This window comes from Faecalibacterium sp. AM43-5AT (genome assembly GCF_003603345.1).
GTDB lineage: Bacteria > Bacillota > Clostridia > Oscillospirales > Ruminococcaceae > Faecalibacterium > Faecalibacterium taiwanense.
The window spans coordinates 18,296-33,552 of sequence record NZ_QVGZ01000008.1; the positions used below are offsets into that span (position 1 = coordinate 18,296).

Annotated in this window: 12 protein-coding genes and 1 riboswitch; of the genes, 6 read left to right on the forward strand and 6 right to left on the reverse strand. The window is 57.4% G+C overall.

What is annotated here, in order from left to right; translation table 11 throughout:
- Positions 1 to 8: 8 nt before the first annotated feature.
- From DW937_RS10150 to DW937_RS10160, 3 genes are all read right to left on the reverse strand, one after another.
- Positions 9 to 1,385 carry an MATE family efflux transporter gene (locus tag DW937_RS10150; protein ID WP_120120840.1) on the reverse strand — a complete coding sequence of 459 codons (1,377 nt, stop codon included), beginning with the start codon at positions 1,383 to 1,385 and terminating at the stop codon, positions 9 to 11.
- Positions 1,386 to 2,529: 1,144 nt separating this feature from the next.
- A complete protein-coding gene (locus DW937_RS10155; RefSeq protein ID WP_120120841.1) occupies positions 2,530 to 3,804 on the reverse strand; it encodes a folylpolyglutamate synthase/dihydrofolate synthase family protein in 1,275 nt (424 codons plus the stop codon).
- Positions 3,805 to 3,818: 14 nt separating this feature from the next.
- Positions 3,819 to 4,331 carry a folate family ECF transporter S component gene (locus DW937_RS10160; RefSeq protein ID WP_097781364.1) on the reverse strand — a complete coding sequence of 171 codons (513 nt, stop codon included), beginning with the start codon at positions 4,329 to 4,331 and terminating at the stop codon, positions 3,819 to 3,821.
- A gap of 155 nt (positions 4,332 to 4,486) precedes the next feature.
- A riboswitch (THF riboswitch) is annotated at positions 4,487 to 4,582 on the reverse strand.
- Positions 4,583 to 4,784: 202 nt separating this feature from the next.
- Between DW937_RS10160 and DW937_RS10165 the strand changes: the two genes are divergently transcribed.
- Both DW937_RS10165 and DW937_RS10170 read left to right on the forward strand, forming a co-directional pair.
- A complete protein-coding gene (locus DW937_RS10165; protein ID WP_120120842.1) occupies positions 4,785 to 6,476 on the forward strand; it encodes a M3 family oligoendopeptidase in 1,692 nt (563 codons plus the stop codon).
- 151 nt (positions 6,477 to 6,627) lie between these two features.
- Positions 6,628 to 7,302, forward strand: a complete 675-nt coding sequence (locus tag DW937_RS10170) for a hypothetical protein (protein ID WP_243111466.1) — start codon at positions 6,628 to 6,630, stop codon at positions 7,300 to 7,302.
- 89 nt (positions 7,303 to 7,391) lie between these two features.
- Here DW937_RS10170 and uxaC read toward each other — a convergent pair whose 3' ends face one another.
- Positions 7,392 to 8,825, reverse strand: a complete 1,434-nt coding sequence (gene uxaC, locus DW937_RS10175) for a glucuronate isomerase (RefSeq protein ID WP_120120844.1) — start codon at positions 8,823 to 8,825, stop codon at positions 7,392 to 7,394.
- A gap of 327 nt (positions 8,826 to 9,152) precedes the next feature.
- On the opposite strand from uxaC, the gene DW937_RS10180 reads away from it, so the two are divergent.
- The 4 genes from DW937_RS10180 to DW937_RS10190 all read left to right on the forward strand — a co-directional run bounded on the left by DW937_RS10180 (position 9,153) and on the right by DW937_RS10190 (position 13,370).
- Positions 9,153 to 10,667 (forward strand): tagaturonate reductase, encoded by a 1,515-nt coding sequence (locus DW937_RS10180; RefSeq protein ID WP_120120845.1) that lies wholly within the window; start codon positions 9,153 to 9,155, stop codon positions 10,665 to 10,667.
- An 85-nt stretch (positions 10,668 to 10,752) separates the two neighbouring features.
- Positions 10,753 to 12,243 (forward strand): altronate dehydratase family protein, encoded by a 1,491-nt coding sequence (locus DW937_RS10185; RefSeq protein WP_005944146.1) that lies wholly within the window; start codon positions 10,753 to 10,755, stop codon positions 12,241 to 12,243.
- Positions 12,244 to 12,320: 77 nt separating this feature from the next.
- Positions 12,321 to 12,485, forward strand: coding sequence for a hypothetical protein (locus DW937_RS14930; RefSeq protein WP_005944144.1), 165 nt, complete (start codon positions 12,321 to 12,323; stop codon positions 12,483 to 12,485).
- A 3-nt stretch (positions 12,486 to 12,488) separates the two neighbouring features.
- Complete coding sequence (locus DW937_RS10190) at positions 12,489 to 13,370, forward strand: aldose epimerase (RefSeq protein WP_120120846.1); 882 nt, start codon at positions 12,489 to 12,491, stop codon at positions 13,368 to 13,370.
- A gap of 58 nt (positions 13,371 to 13,428) precedes the next feature.
- Here the strand turns inward: DW937_RS10190 and DW937_RS10195 are convergent, their stop codons facing one another.
- Positions 13,429 to 13,944 (reverse strand): hypothetical protein, encoded by a 516-nt coding sequence (locus DW937_RS10195; protein ID WP_120120847.1) that lies wholly within the window; start codon positions 13,942 to 13,944, stop codon positions 13,429 to 13,431.
- 144 nt (positions 13,945 to 14,088) lie between these two features.
- Positions 14,089 to 15,249 carry a 23S rRNA (uracil(1939)-C(5))-methyltransferase RlmD gene (rlmD, locus tag DW937_RS10200; protein ID WP_120120848.1) on the reverse strand — a complete coding sequence of 387 codons (1,161 nt, stop codon included), beginning with the start codon at positions 15,247 to 15,249 and terminating at the stop codon, positions 14,089 to 14,091.
- Positions 15,250 to 15,257 lie beyond the last annotated feature (8 nt).

A 15,257-nucleotide genomic window follows, 5' to 3' on the forward strand; every position in this document is an offset into this window, starting at 1 on the left:
TCTTTATGTTATGCCTGATATTTGGTTTTCCATACACCGCTGCGGAAGCGGAGCACAAAGCATGTCACGCGGCAAACCCAGTCAATGATCATTGCGATCCACACGCCCACAGCGCCCCAGCCCATGCGCACGCACAGCAGGTAGCTGAAGCCCAGCCGCCACACCGCCATGCTCAGGATGGACACGATCATGGTGAACTTCACATCGTTGGCTGCACGCAGGGCGTTGGGCAGCACGAAGGACAGGGTCCACAGCAGGATGGCAAAGCCTGCATGGATACGTACCAGCAGCTCAGAAAGCACCATCGTCTCACCGGACAGCGCGTAGATGCCGATGAGCTTGTGCAAAAACAGCAGGATGGCACCGTTGGAAAGACCCATTGCGATGTAAGACCACACCGTCAGCTTGCGGGTATAATAAACAGCCTGCTCGTCGTCCCGCGCACCGATGCAGCGGCCCACCACCGTGATCATGGCAAGGCTCAGTGCCTTGCCGGGGATCACGCCCATGCCGTCCAGATTGTTTGCCACGGCGTTTGCTGCGATCTGCGCTGTGCCGAAGGTGGAGATCATGCTCACCACCAGAATGCGTCCGGCCTCGAACAGGCTGTTCTCAAAGGCGGACGGGATGCCGATGCCAAGAATGCGCTTTGTCATCTTTGCATCCAGCCGGGTGGTCTTGGGCACCGTGATGGCATTGCCCTTCTGGTAGCACTTGCGCAGGATAAGGGCCGCTGCCACCACACGAGACAGCACGCTGGGCCATGCAACACCGTCTACGCCCATTTTAAATCCGAAGATGCACACTGCGTTGCCCACAATGTTGATCACGTTCATCAAAAAGCTGATCTGCATGGAGATCTTGGAGTTGCCCATGCTGCGGAACAATGCCGCGCCGCCGTTATACAGTGCCAGAAACGGATAACTGATGGCGATGATGCGCAGGTACAGCACGCTGGCATCCAGCACATCGGCATCGATGGCACCGTAGAACAGCCGGATCATCGGCCTTGCAAAAACAAAACAGAATGCCCCCACCAGCAAACCGAATACGCCGCTGAGCAAAAGCAGCTGGCCAGAGCTTGCATCGGCATCCTTCTGATCCCGCGCACCCAAAAACTGGCTTACCACCACTGCGCCGCCAGTGGCCAGCGCCGCAAACAGCACGATGATGAGGTTGTTGATCATGTCCACAAGGCTGACACCGGAAATGGCCGCTTCGCCGCAGCGGGACACCATCATGGTATCGGCCATACCCACGGTCACTTCCAGCAGCTGCTCCACCAGCAGCGGGCCGGTCAGCAGCAGCAGTTCCTTTTGTGTGAACAGCGGCTTCCGCCCTCCGAAGAGCGGCTTTTTTGTTCCGCTCACCGCCTGACTTTCCATTGATATGCTCCTTTCCCCGTTCCGGGCCATCCTGCCCGGACACATACGCCCACCCTTCGCAGGGCAGACTTCCCATTGAATGTATTCATCTTAGCACACGGACCGGTTCTTGTAAAGAACTGTCGCATTCTGCGCCTTTTTTGCCGCCGTTCCGGGCCGCACCAGCTCATTTTTATGCTTGTTCGTCAGTTTGCCGGGAACTTCTCGTTGAATTTGTGCGTTTCTCCAAAAATGCGATTTTTCGCACGTTTATTGGTGAAAAATCGAAAAAAGGGCTTGTAATTCTTCCAAAAAAGTGGTATGTTGTATCCAACAAAGGCATTATGTTGGATACATGAACTCCTACGAGCGGTTCTTCGCTCAGCACAAAACCTTTGTTCTTAAAATTGCTATTTTCTTCATTTACCTTCTTATCATTTACCCTGCCTGCCCCGCAAGGGGCAAGAAAAGCGATGACTCAACCTGCACGAGTCACCGCTTTTTCTTTTTGTCTGTGCTATCGCAGGCCTAACCATTTAAATGCCCTCCGTTTCACTCTGGGCATTTTCAGTGGAAAAATATTTTTATATTTGCAAATCAGGAATGACTGCGGTCATTTCTGATTTGCTTTTTCACGGGAAGGGGCCGTGGCGAGTAGCTGCATCTGCTGGCGCTCGCTCCCCTGTGGGGAGCTGTCGCACAGCGACTGAGGGGCCTTGAAATCGGCGCAACACAAAAAATCCTTTAGCGGAGCGACTTGGATTTTTTGTATGGAGCCCAACATCATTGGGGTTACTAGGGGCGTGCAGCCCCTAGTTCGTGCCTCCCGCGCCTCGAAAGTATCGGAGACCTTGCCGCGCTGAACACGCGGCATTTGCTTTGCAAACCGGTCTGCGGCTTAAAAGCCCCACTGGGGCTTTCATGCCCTGCGGGCACCGCCGTCCTTTCTGGTTCTCTTTTGGCACGCAAAAGAGAACATACCCGGCGGAGAAGAATTTTATAAAAGCCCTTAAGCCTGTCCCACGCGACCGCTCTCTGCACAAGAAGCAACTTTTTCCGTGAAAAAAGCAAATCAGGAAGATCAGCAGATCTTCCTGATTTGCAAATATTAAAAATAATTTTTCCGCTGATGATGGCGCAGCGCACACCGAGCCATTTTAAATCTTCAGCCCTTCACAAGTTCCGCAAACGCTTTCCGCACATCGCCAGAGAAATACAGCGTGCCCAGTGCGCACACCGGGCCTTCGCCGCCCAGCTCCACCGCCCGGGCCACGCCCGCTTCAATGGAAGCTGCCGCTTCCGCCCTGCAGCCATAGGCCCGGATGTGTTCTGCCAGCGTTTCGGCAGGCATGGCGCGCGGCGTGTGCGCCGCCACCGTGACGAACCGCACCGCCAGCGGTGCCAGCAGGCTGAGCATCTGGTCCACATCCTTGTCTGCCATGATGCTGACCAGAAAAACGAACTTCTGCCCGGGGAAGCGGTCTCTCAGGCTCTGCACCGTGGCACGCATTCCGTGGGCGTTGTGGCTGCCGTCCAGCAGGAAGGCGGGCGCGTGCCGCAGCAGTTCAAAACGGCCCGGCCAGCTGACCGTTTCCAGACCGGTACGGATGGCATTTTCCGGGATGTTCCAGCCATGGGTGCGCATCACCCGCAGAGCCGTGATAGCCAGCGCCGCATTGCGCGGCTGGTAGCTGCCGATCAGGGGCAGGTGCACATCCGTCAGGCCGTCAAAGTCGAACTCCACCGCGTCAAGGCTGCCGCCCTCATATTTCAGCCTGCTGAAATCCACCTCGGTCAGCTCGGCGTGCTTTTCCGCTGCCGCGCGGCGGATAACAATATCTGCCTCCGGCACGCCGCCGTAGCTCACCACCGGGCAGCCTTCCTTGATGATCCCCGCCTTGGCGGCGGCAATGTCCGCAAGAGTGGGGCCAAGCTCCTTCACATGATCCATACCCAGTGCCGTGATGACTGCGCATTCCGGGGCATCAATGACGTTGGTGGAATCCAGCGTGCCGCCAAGGCCCACCTCCAGCACCACGATCTCACATTTCTGCTGGGCAAAATAGAGCATTCCCAGCGCCGTGATGATCTCAAACTCGGTAGGCACATCTTCCATGGCATCGGCGGCGGGCTTTACCTGCTCCACCAGTTTCACCAGCTCTTCGTCCGGGATCTGCACGCCGTTGATCTGGATGCGCTCGTTGAAGCGGTTGATGAAGGGCGAGGTGTACAGGCCCACCCGATAGCCCGCGGCCTGCAGGCAGGATGCCATCATGGCGGCGGTGCTGCCCTTGCCGTTGGTGCCTGCAACATGCACGAATCTGAGCTGTTTGTGCGGGTCGCCCAGTGCGGCCAGCAGGGTGCGGGTGCGCGTCAGACCGGGCTTGTGGCCGGCCCACTGGACCGCATGGATGTATTCCATTGCCTGTTCGTAATTCATTGTAATGCCTCTTTTTACTTTTTCACCATCTTCATCAGGGTACGGTTTTCCAGCAGGATGCGCAGCAGCACAGTGTTCACCGCAGCCAGGATCAGTGCATTGGGGATGCGCACTGCCAGCGTTGCCCACGGGTAGCCGTAGAAGATGCGCAGTGCCAGCGAGGTGATGACCATGGAACCCACAAAGTGTCCCAGCAGCACGCTGATCTGCAGCCGCAGGCCGGTGCGCAGCCCGGGCAGCTTCTGCCATGCAAGCCCCGCCACCAGACCAATGGCACCCGCGCCCAGCGTGATGAGCGGGTTGATGGCGTAGCCTGCCAGCACGCCGCCGATCATATCGGCCACAGCGCCCACGGCAAAGCCGGCACCGGGGCCGAACAGCAGCGCTGCCAGCAGCACCGGCAGGCTGCCCAGATTGAACCGCACAAAGCCGGTGGAGATGCTCAGCACCCGGCTGAACACGATGCTCATTGCCACCAGCAAGGCCAGCATGGTGAGCGTGCGGACGGAATTTTTCGAGTTGTTCATATCAACTGTCCTCCTTGCAAAAGGAATACCGGGCGGGCGGTCTGCACAAACAAAAACGCCCTCCCTGTGACAAACCGCACAAAGGAGGGCGTGAATCCAACAACTTTCACTTCCGGGCGGGACGCAAGCCGTCTCGCCTGCACCCAAGTCCATGCAGCAGCGGGATGCAGACCATGCACCGCGGGTACACCTTCGTCCACAGCACAACTCCCCGTTGATGCGGCACTTAACGCACATGGTCTTACTCTGTTGATGGCTTTATTATAGTCTTTTTTCTGCGGCCTTGCAACCATATCAATGGATAACTTTGCTAAAACACAGCACCAATTTTTAGCAGTTGTGCATAGCATCTGCCGGGTTTTGGCCTGTATCCTCTTTTCATTTGCCGCATAACGTGGTAAGATGAGTTTAACCTTAAATATGGAGTTTTCTCCCGGAAAGGAATGTTTCCCGATGAAATTCAATGAAATGACCTATACCCGCCCGGACATCGATGCCCTGCTGGCCCGGTGCAGAGAGCTGGCCGCAAAGGCCGCTGCCGCACCGGACGGCGATGCCCTTGTCCGGCTCTACTACGAGCAGAGCGAAGCCTTTGCGGAATACAACACCGCCGCAAATCTTGCCAACATCCACTACACCTGCGACACCCGCGACGCTTACTGGAAGGCCGAGCAGGACTTTTTTGATGCCAATGGCCCCGCCGTGACCAACGCCAGCGTGGAGATCAGCCGCGCTTTCCTTGCGAACCCGCATGTGGATGCCCTGACCGCGAAGTTCGGCACCACCTGTGTGGCCGGTATGAAGAATGCCGTTCTGGGCATGGATGACCGCACCGTGGAGCTGCAGCAGCAGTTCAATGCTCTGGTGAGCCGCTACCAGCAGATCTACGGCGGCGCACTGGTGGAGCTGGACGGCAAACAGCTCACCATCCCGCAGCTGGGCCCTTACAAGGAGGATCTGGACCCTGCCGTGCGCCGCGCCGCCTACGAGGCCGAGGCCGGTTATTTTGACGCCCACCGTGCCGAGCTGGACGAGCTGTACGGCGAGATCGTGAAGAACCTGAATGCACAGGCCCGGGTGATGGGCTATCACGACTACAGTGAGCTTTCCTATGTGCGCATGAACCGCATCGGCTACGGCCCGGAGGAGATCCGGAAATTCCGCGATCAGGTGGCAAACGATGTGGTTCCCCAGCTGCAGAAGGTGATGGCTCTGCGTGCAAAGCGCACCGGCATCGCCCGCCCCACCTTCACCGATCTGCCCATCATGTTCAAGGACGGCAATCCCAAGCCCATTCCCGGCTACAAAGTCCGCATGGATGCCGCCCGCACTATGTACCACGAGCTTAGCCCGGAAACCGCCGAGTTCATCGACTTTATGCAGGACAACGAGCTGTTCGATGTGGAGAGCCGCCCCGGCAAGATGTCCGGCGGCTACATGACCAGCCTGCCCAGCTACAAGGCCCCCTTCATTTTTGCCAACTGGAACAACACCTCCGGCGATGTGGACGTGCTGACCCACGAGTGCGGCCACGCCTTTGAGGGCTATGTGGCCGAGCGTGATCCCGAAGTGCCCGCCGATCTGGAATGCCCCGGCATGGAGAGCGCCGAGATTCACTCCATGGCCATGGAGTTCCTGACCGCACCGTGGCACCATCTGCTGTTCGGCAAGGACACCGACAAATACGCCCTGCTGCACGCCGAGGACAGCTTTGTGTTCCTTGCCTATGGTTGCGAGGTGGACGAGTTCCAGCACATCATGTACCAGAACCCGGATCTGACCCCCGATGAACGCAATGCCGAGTGGCTCAAGCTGGAAAAGAAATACCGCCCGTGGATCGATTTTGACAATCTGCCCTTCTATGGCCGGGGCGCAGGCTGGCAGCGCCAGCTGCACATTTATGAGTGCCCCTTCTATTATATCGACTACTGCCTGTCCACCATGGCCGCGCTGCAGTTCTTCCTTCTGAGCCTGACCGACCACAAGGATGCATGGGAGCGCTATCTGCGCCTTGTGCGCCGCGCCGGTACGGCCAGCTACACCGAGCTGCTGGAGACTGCCGGGCTGAAAGTTCCCTTTGAGGAGGGCAGCATCAAGGGCATCGCCCAGCAGATGACCGACTGGCTGGAAAACCATCAGGTGTAAGAAGCCGTTTTCATCCGCACTGCACACCATCTGAACGGTCGTTCTGATGCATCTGAAGGGCGATTCATGCCGTTTTGCTTGTCAGAGGCCGTAAAATCTGGTATGCTCTGGACAGAGAAAAAGCGTTTCTGTGAAGCGAAAGGAGATCCCTATGAAACTGACCGGACTGTTCAAGCGCGGTGCCGCCTGCCTGTGCACCGCTGCTGTTCTGCTGGGCGGCGTCTCCGCCTTTGCCCTGAGCCCTGCTCTTCCGGACGAGCCTGCCCCGGCAGAGATTTCTGTGACCAATGCGGTGTCGGAGGCACAGCTGCGCTCTGCCCTGTCCAAGTTCACTGTCACCTATGACAGCGAGGCTGAGGGCTGGCAGATCGATTCTCCCTACGAGGATGCCAGCATGGAAAAGGCCTCCTGCGGCCTGTACCCTTACCTGTTCGTTACCAACGATGATCCCACCGTGTATCTCAGTCTGGGCATGACCTACTTCGGCAATAAAAAGCTGGACATGAAATCTGTTCGGGTAGAGACCGAGGATAACTACTACGACTTCACCTGTGATGAAGAGTTCATCGGCGGCTACGACAACGACCTCAAGGCATGGTTCGACTACGAGCTGTTCGACATGGACGACAGCACCAGCTGGCTGAACGAGTGGCTTGCCGCCAAGAGCGTCACCGCCACCTTTACCGGCAGGGACGGCTCCACCAAGACCTACACCCTGACCAAGGACAACCTGCAGGCCATCCGCGACATCCTGAATGCCTACGACACCCTGCTTGGTTCCGACGTTTCCACTGCACGTGTCGTGCTGCGCAGCCTTGTAAAGTAAACATTATCTGCTTACAGCAAAAGCCCCCGGAACGTTTCACACCGTTCCGGGGGCTTTGTGTTATGCCTTATTCAGTTCAGGCACTTCTCTTACAGGTTGAAGTAGCGCTTTGCGTTGTCGAAGCAGATGCCCTTGACGATCTTCTCCAGAGCCTTCTCGTCGTTGGGATACTCGCCATCCTCGACCCACTGGCCGATGATGTTGCACAGGATGCGGCGGAAGTAGTCATGACGGGTGTAGCTCAGGAAGCTGCGGCTGTCGGTCAGCATGCCAACGAAGTTGCCCAGCAGGCCCAGGCTTGCCAGACGGGTCATCTGCTCTTCCATGCCGATCTTGTGGTCATTGAACCACCATGCGGAGCCGTGCTGGATCTTGCCCGGCACCTCACTGTTCTGGAAGCAGCCCAGAATGGTGCCGATCTGTGCATCGTCGGCGGGGTTCAGGCTGTAGATGATGGTCTTGGGGCACTCGTCGGTGTCGTTCAGGGCGCTCAGCAGGCTTGCGATCTCGCCGCCGCAGGTAGCGGTGTTGATCATATCATAGCCGGTGTCGGGTCCCAGCAGAGCGTTCATCTTGCGGTTCACGCCGCGCAGGCAGTTGTAATGGATCTGCATGGCGATGCCCAGACGGTGATACTGCTTGCCCAGATGGATCAGGATGTAGGTCTGGTACTTCTCAGCCTCTTCGGTGGTGCAGGTCTCGCCGGCCATCACCTTCTGGTAGATAGCGTTGACCTCTTCCTTGGTGGCCTCGCGGTAGGGGATGTAATCCAGACCGTGGTCCGAAGCGCGGCAGCCCATCTCTGCAAAGAACTCGATGCGCTTGGTCAGAGCGTCGGTGACGCAGTCGATGCAGGCCAGCTTTTCCTTGCCCACAACAGCGGCCAGCTTGCCCATGTACTCGGCAAAACCGGGCTTGTTGATGTTGATGGCCTTATCGGGGCGGAAGGAAGGAGCCACGGTGAACTTGATGGTGGGATCTTCCTTGATCTTCTTGTGCCAGTACAGATCATCGATGGGGTCATCGGTGGTGCCGATGAAGGCCACGTTGGACTGCTCGATCAGGCCGCGGACAGTCAGCTTGGGATCGTGCTGCAGCTTGTCGTTGCACAGGTTCCACACTTCCTCAGCGGTGTCGCCGTTCAGCACGCCCTCGTAGCCAAAGAACACATGCAGCTCGAGGTTGGTCCAGTGGTACATCGGGTTGCCGATGGCCATGGGCAGAGCCTCTGCAAACTTCTGGAAGCGCTCGCGGTCGGGCTTATCACCGGTGATGTACTCCTCAGGCACACCGTTGGAACGCATCACGCGCCACTTGTAGTGGTCGCCAAAGTAGCTGCCGTCCGGGTTGCGGCCGCCCAGCCATACCTGAGCGATGTTCTCAAAGCGGCGGTTCTCGTAGATCTCACGGGGAGGGATGTGGCAGTGGTAGTCGCAGATAGGCATATCCGCAGCGTAGTCGTGGTACAGATGCTGAGCAGTGGGAGACTGGAGCATGAAGTCCTTATCCATAAATGCTTTCATGGGTCGATAACTCCTTTTCTCTGATGGTTTTTGTTAAAAATCCGTCAAACCTTGTGTACAACGGGACACCCGCCTGCACGGGCAGGTTTGTCTTACCTTTAGTATAACGGAAAATGCGCATGTATACAACTGAAAAAGTGACAAATTTTCCAGCACACAATTGTGCTTTTCGCTGGAAATGCCCCAAATCGTCACCTTAGGGCTAAAAATATTGCACAAAGCTCTTGACTTATTTGTATACAACAGCATAAAATAGGGGTAAGGAACAGAGGGCAGGCAAAGCGGCCTTCTGGTGAGCAAAGCAAGTTTATAAAGGAGATCAACAAGATGGAAACTTTGAACTACAAGGTTCTGGAAGGCACCGGCTATAACGGCTACATCCTGAAGGATGCACCCGTCAAGGTCATGCAGTTTGGCGAGGGCAACTTCCTGCGTGCTTTCGTGGACTACTTCTACGATATTGCAAACGAGAAGGCTGGCTACAACGGCAAGGTCAAGCTGGTGCAGCCCATTGGCAACTTCCCCCAGATGGCAGACTGGATCAACGAGCAGGAAGGCCTGTACACCCTGTACCTGCGCGGCAGTGAGAAGGGCCAGAAGGTCGATGCAAAGCGCGTGATCTCCTGCGTGTCCGACTGTGTGTGCCCCTACATCGACGGCAAGTGGGACGAAGTGCTGGAACTGGCACGCTCTGAGGATCTCGAGACCATCGTTTCCAACACCACCGAGGCCGGCATCGCCTACACGCAGGGTGACAGCCAGTTCGATCAGGTTCCTCCCAACAGCTTCCCCGCAAAGCTGACCCGCGTGCTGTTCGAGCGCTACAAGGCATTCAATGGCGCTGCTGACAAGGGTCTGACCATCCTGTCCTGCGAACTGATCGACAACAACGGCAAGGAGCTGCAGAAGTGCTGCAACAACTACGCCAAGGATTGGGATTTGGAGCCTGCCTTCATCGACTGGATGAACAACGCAAACACCTTCTGCTCCACTCTGGTGGACCGCATCGTTCCGGGCCGCATCCGCGATCCCAAGGAACTGGCTGCCATGGAAGAGGCCAACGGCTACCATGATGCCGCTCTGGACGTGGGCGAAGTGTTCGGCGTGTGGGTCATCGAGGGTCCCGCTGAGCTGGAGGACAAGCTGCCGTTCAAGAAGGCCGGTGTCAACGTCATGGTCGTGCCTGATGTTACCCCCTACAAGAAGCGCAAGGTCCGCATCCTGAACGGTGCACACACCGGCTTCGTTCTGGGCGCATATCTGGCCGGCTTCGACATCGTGCGTGACTGCATGCACAACGACACCATCCGCGGCTTCATGAACAAGATGCTGCACGAGGAGATCATCCCCACCCTGCCGCTGGACAAGAAGGATCTGGAAGAGTTTGCTTCCGCTGTTGAGGATCGCTTCAATAACCCCTTCGTCAACCACGAGCTGATGAGCATCTCCCTGAACTCCACCTCCAAGTGGAAGGCCCGCAACATGCCTTCCTTCCTGGCTTACATCGAGGAGCAGAAGCAGCTGCCCAAGTGCCTGACCATGTCTCTGGCAGCCTACATTGCCTTCTATTCCAGCGACATTCAGGAGCGCACCGAGGACGGCCTGATCTGCAAGCGTCCTGCCGGCAACACCTACAAGATCCAGGATGACGCATGGGCACTGGACTTCTACTATGCACACAAGGACGACACCGCTGCCCAGCTGGTGCACGCCGTGCTGACCAACACCCAGATGTGGGATCAGGATCTGACCAGGATCGAGGGTCTCGAGGCCGCTGTTCTGGCTGATCTGGAAATGATCCGCACTCAGGGTGCCGAGGCTGCTTACAAGAGCTGCCTGTAAGCCTGAAAAACCAACCTACCCGCACAACAAAGGGCTGCTGCTTTGGGCAGCAGCCCTTTTGTGCGATACGATAAGGAGAACTACTATGCCGCAGGCAATTCATATCAGCCCCATCGACAACGTGGTCGTTGCCCTGCACCCCATTGCCAAGGGCACGCTGGTGGAAGTGGACGGTCTTTCTGTGACTGCTCTGGAAGACATTCCGCAGGGCCACAAGATGGCCGTGAAGCCCATCAAGAACGGTGAGAACGTGATCAAGTACGGCTTTCCCATCGGCCACGCCACCGCAGATGCCGCTCCCGGCAGCTGGATGCACACCCACAACGTGCACACCAACCTGTCCGGTGAGGTAGAGTACAGCTACAACCCCGCCCCGGATCTGGCTCCCCTGCCCAAGGTCGAGCCGGAGACCTTTATGGGCTTCCGCCGCAAGGACGGCCGTGCCGCCATCCGCAATGAGATCTGGATCATCCCCACCGTGGGCTGCGTCAACGACATCGCCAAGAAGATCGTTGCCGACAATCAGGATCTGGTCACCGGCTCCATCGAGGGCCTGTACACCTTCACCCATCCCTTCGGCTGCAGCCAGACCGGCCACGACCATGCACAGACCCGCAAGCTGCTGGCTGCGCTGGTGCGCCACCCCAATGCTGCCGCCGTTCTGGTGCTGCATCTGGGCTGCGAGAACCTGCAGCACGATCAGTTCGTGGAAGAGCTGGGCGAGTATGACCACGACCGTGTGAAGTTCCTGACCTGTCAGGAGGTGGACGACGAGTTCACCGCTGCCCGCGATATCCTCAAGGAACTGGCTGCCTATGCCGGGCAGTTCAAGCGCGAGCCTATCCCCGTGTCCGATCTGGTGGTGGGCATGAAGTGCGGCGGCTCGGACGGCCTGTCCGGCATCACCGCCAACCCCACCATCGGCCGCTTCTCCGACATGATGGGCCAGCGCGGCGGTTCCACCGTGCTGACCGAGGTACCCGAGATGTTCGGTGCCGAGGGCTTCCTGATGGATCGCTGCATCAACCATGACGTCTTTGTCAAGGCTGAGCACATGATCAACGGCTTCAAGGATTACTTCATCAGCCACAACGAGGTGGTCTACGATAACCCCTCTCCGGGCAACAAACAGGGCGGTATCACCACGCTGGAAGACAAGAGCTGCGGCTGCGTGCAGAAGGGCGGCACCGCCCCCATCATGGACGTGATCGGCTACGGTGATCCCGTTGTCACCAAGGGCCTGAACATGCTGTACGGCCCCGGCAACGATCTGGTCTCTGCCACGGCCATGACCGCCGCAGGCGCACACCTGATCCTGTTCTCCACCGGCCGCGGCACTCCGTTCTCGGCCCCGGCTCCCACCTTGAAGATCTCCACCAACACCCCGCTGGCCCAGAAGAAATCCGGCTGGATCGACTTCAACACCGGCGTGATCGCCGATGGCGAAAAGACCATCGACGAGGCTGCAAAGGACCTGCTGGATCTGGTCATCCGCGTTGCAAGCGGTGAGCAGACCAAGGCCGAGAAGCACGGCTTCCGCGAGATCTCCATCTTCAAGGACGGTGTCGTTCTGTAATCGTTTCGAGGCTGCTGTATGGCACTTTGGCTGTACGGCAGCCTCTTTGTGCATGAAAACAGAAGGGAAGTGTTTTTATGGCTATGACCACTCGCATGATGATCTATGCGTTTCTGCTTTACGGCGGCATTTTTGCCGCTATCGTGGCCGTTATTGCAAGGGTCATAAAATATCTCATCCGCTATGGCATTGATTATTATTTTGAAAAACTGGCACAGAACCAGAAACATAAGGAGGACTGAACTATGAATCAGATCACCACCCGTTATGTCACCGAAAACGGTGCCTGCTATGAGCAGTACGTTATCACCGATGCTGAGGCAAAGACCGAGCTGGTCATCACCCCGGAGCGCGGCGGCATGATCACCGGCTTCTCGCTGAACGGCGAGGAGTACATCTGGACCCGCCACCCCAATTTTTCCGAGTGCAACCGCCCCCGCTTCGGCGTGCCGGTGCTGTTCCCCAACTGCGGCCTGCCGGATAACGGCGTGCACATCTTTGACGGCAAGGCATACCCCATGGAGAACCACGGCTTCGCCGACCTGTGCGCATGGGATGTGGAAAGCGTCGGCCCGGACGGCGTGACCCTGATTTTGGAGTCCACCCCGCTGACCAAGTTCCTCTATCCCTTCGATTTCACCGTGCTGATGAACTATAACCTCGAGGGCAACACTGCCGCCATCAACATGACCGTGATCAACGAGGGCGACACCAACATGCCCTTCAGCTTCGGCTTCCACCCCTACTTCAAGGCTTCCAAGCTGGAGAATGTGGACTTCGATATCAAGTGCGCTACCTGTTCCGAGAGCGCCAAGGGCGAGCAGCCCGCTGCCCCGGAAAAGATCACCCTCACCCGCAAGGAAGGTGCTGACAACAGCGTGCGCCTGCTGACCGGCGTACAGTTCCCCATGACCCTCACCGACAGCGGCAACGGCCACAAGGTGACTGTGGATGCAGACGACAGCTTCGACCACGCCGTGCTGTGGCAGCAGGATGCCGAGAGCTTTGTGTGCATGGAGCCGTGGAACGGCTGGGCCAACAGCGTCAATGAGGAAGGCAAGCACGAAGTGCTGGAGCCGGACGAGGCCATGACCGCTGATTGGAGCATCACCATCGAGAAGGTCTAAGCTTCATATCCTATAACAAAAAGGACACACCGTTGTGGTGTGTCCTTTTTGTTATAATTCAGTTCTTTGCCGGAATCATAAAGCTCTTATTTTCCGCCGGGTCCCAATAAAGCAGTTCCACCCTGCCGCCCTGTGCCAGCAGTTTTTCCTTTGGCTCCTGCTTTTGCCAGCAGCGTTCCAGCAGCTTTTCCATGTCAGCATCGGCAGACACCTTCTCCGGGCTGAGGGTGCTGCCCTGCCACCTGCCGTCGGCATACAGGCTCAGCGCACCGGCATTGCCCGCCAGAATGGCTGCAATGTCCTTCTTCATGCGGTCGTAGTCGTACTCCACGGCCTTGTACTGCCCATGCCACAGGCCGAAGAAGAGCGAGAACTCGCCGCCCAGTTCAATGAGCAAATTCTCATCATTGTGCGGGTTCTTGACCACAAAAGCCACATCCCCGTTTTCCATGTAGTCGAAGTCCGGCTCCTCATTCGTGTGCACGGTCACATGCTGGCTGCTCAGCGCCGCAAGCAGGTCCTCCTGCACGGCACTGGTATCCGGGATCTCATCATAATTGATATTTGCGTTCATGGGATGCTCCTTTTCTCTGTACTATTTGTGTTGTTATTTTTCACCAGACTGCACAGGTCTTCTTATTTTCCTTCATATTGCTGGACCATTTTTATACGCTGTGTAACAGAATACATAAAACGGTTCACCCTACTTCACATTAGATCAATGCTTTTTGAATCTAACCATCGAACACACGACCTCGATATGCTCACTGTGGGGGAACATATCCACCGGCGTGCTGCTCTCCACTTTGTATCCCTTCCGGGTCAGCAGCTCAAGATCCCGGGCCAGCGTGACCGGGTTGCAGCTCACGTAGACCACACGTTTCGGGGCCATGCGGGCTACGCTTTCGACAAACTGCGGCGTAGAGCCCTCCCGCGGCGGGTCCATAAAGATCACGTCTGCGCGTTCACCAGCCGCAGCGGCTTCGCCGATCCACCGGGTGGCATCTGCGGCAAAGAAGCGGGCGTTCTTCACGCCATTGTGCTTTGCATTGCCTATGGCATCGTGCACCGCTTCGCGGTTCACCTCCACGCCCACTACCTGCTTTGCATGGTCGGCGGCGGTCAGGCCGATGGTTCCGATGCCGCAGTAGGCATCCAGCACCACTTCTTTGCCGGTGAGATGCGCCGCGTCCACTGCAAGGCCGTACAGCACTTCGGTCTGGGTATGATTGATCTGATAAAAGCTGCGCGGGCTGAGCGCATACGTCTTGCCGCAAAGCTCGTCCAGAATGAATCCCTTGCCATACAGCACCTTTTCCATATCGCCCAGCACCACGCTGGTTTTGCGGTCGTTCACGTTCTGAACGATGGTGGTGATGGCCACGCCCTGCTTTCCGGCTTCGGTCAGCAGGGCTTTGACAAAGTTCTTGGCACCCGGCAGCACCGGCTGAGCCGTCACCAGCACCACCATCACCTGCCCGGTCATAACACCGCGCCGCAGCAGGCAGTGACGCAGAAGGCCGGTGCCCTTATCCTCATTAAAAGGCTGGTAATGGCAGGTGCCCGCCGCTGCGCGCACAGCCAGCATGGTCTTATCCAGCACTTCGTCCTGCAAAAGGCAGCTTTCCACCGGCAGCACCTTGTGGCTGTTTGCCGCGTAGATGCCGGAGGTAAGTTTTCCACCCCAGCCGGTGGTAAAGGTGGAGATCACCTTGTTCCGATAGTGGTACGGCGTTTCCATGCCCCGGATGTGCTCCACCGGGCCGAATCTGCCCAGCAGCTTTTTCACGGTCTCTTCTTTCTGCTTCAGCTGTGCGGCGTAGTCCATGCCCAGCATCGGGCAGCCGCCGCAGTTTTTGGCACGCAGTTTGCAATCCATCTTCCGTT

Bases quoted from the DNA above. Each gene is read 5' to 3' on its own strand.
- DW937_RS10150 (WP_120120840.1), bottom strand. From the start codon at position 1,385: ATGGAAAGTCAGGCGGTGAGCGGAACAAAAAAGCCGCTCTTCGGAGGG.
- DW937_RS10155 (WP_120120841.1), bottom strand. From the start codon at position 3,804: ATGAATTACGAACAGGCAATGGAATACATCCATGCGGTCCAGTGGGCC.
- DW937_RS10160 (WP_097781364.1), bottom strand. From the start codon at position 4,331: ATGAACAACTCGAAAAATTCCGTCCGCACGCTCACCATGCTGGCCTTG.
- DW937_RS10165 (WP_120120842.1), top strand. From the start codon at position 4,785: ATGAAATTCAATGAAATGACCTATACCCGCCCGGACATCGATGCCCTG.
- DW937_RS10170 (WP_243111466.1), top strand. From the start codon at position 6,628: ATGAAACTGACCGGACTGTTCAAGCGCGGTGCCGCCTGCCTGTGCACC.
- uxaC (WP_120120844.1), bottom strand. From the start codon at position 8,825: ATGAAAGCATTTATGGATAAGGACTTCATGCTCCAGTCTCCCACTGCT.
- DW937_RS10180 (WP_120120845.1), top strand. From the start codon at position 9,153: ATGGAAACTTTGAACTACAAGGTTCTGGAAGGCACCGGCTATAACGGC.
- DW937_RS10185 (WP_005944146.1), top strand. From the start codon at position 10,753: ATGCCGCAGGCAATTCATATCAGCCCCATCGACAACGTGGTCGTTGCC.
- DW937_RS14930 (WP_005944144.1), top strand. From the start codon at position 12,321: ATGGCTATGACCACTCGCATGATGATCTATGCGTTTCTGCTTTACGGC.
- DW937_RS10190 (WP_120120846.1), top strand. From the start codon at position 12,489: ATGAATCAGATCACCACCCGTTATGTCACCGAAAACGGTGCCTGCTAT.
- DW937_RS10195 (WP_120120847.1), bottom strand. From the start codon at position 13,944: ATGAACGCAAATATCAATTATGATGAGATCCCGGATACCAGTGCCGTG.
- rlmD (WP_120120848.1), bottom strand. From the start codon at position 15,249: ATGGATTGCAAACTGCGTGCCAAAAACTGCGGCGGCTGCCCGATGCTG.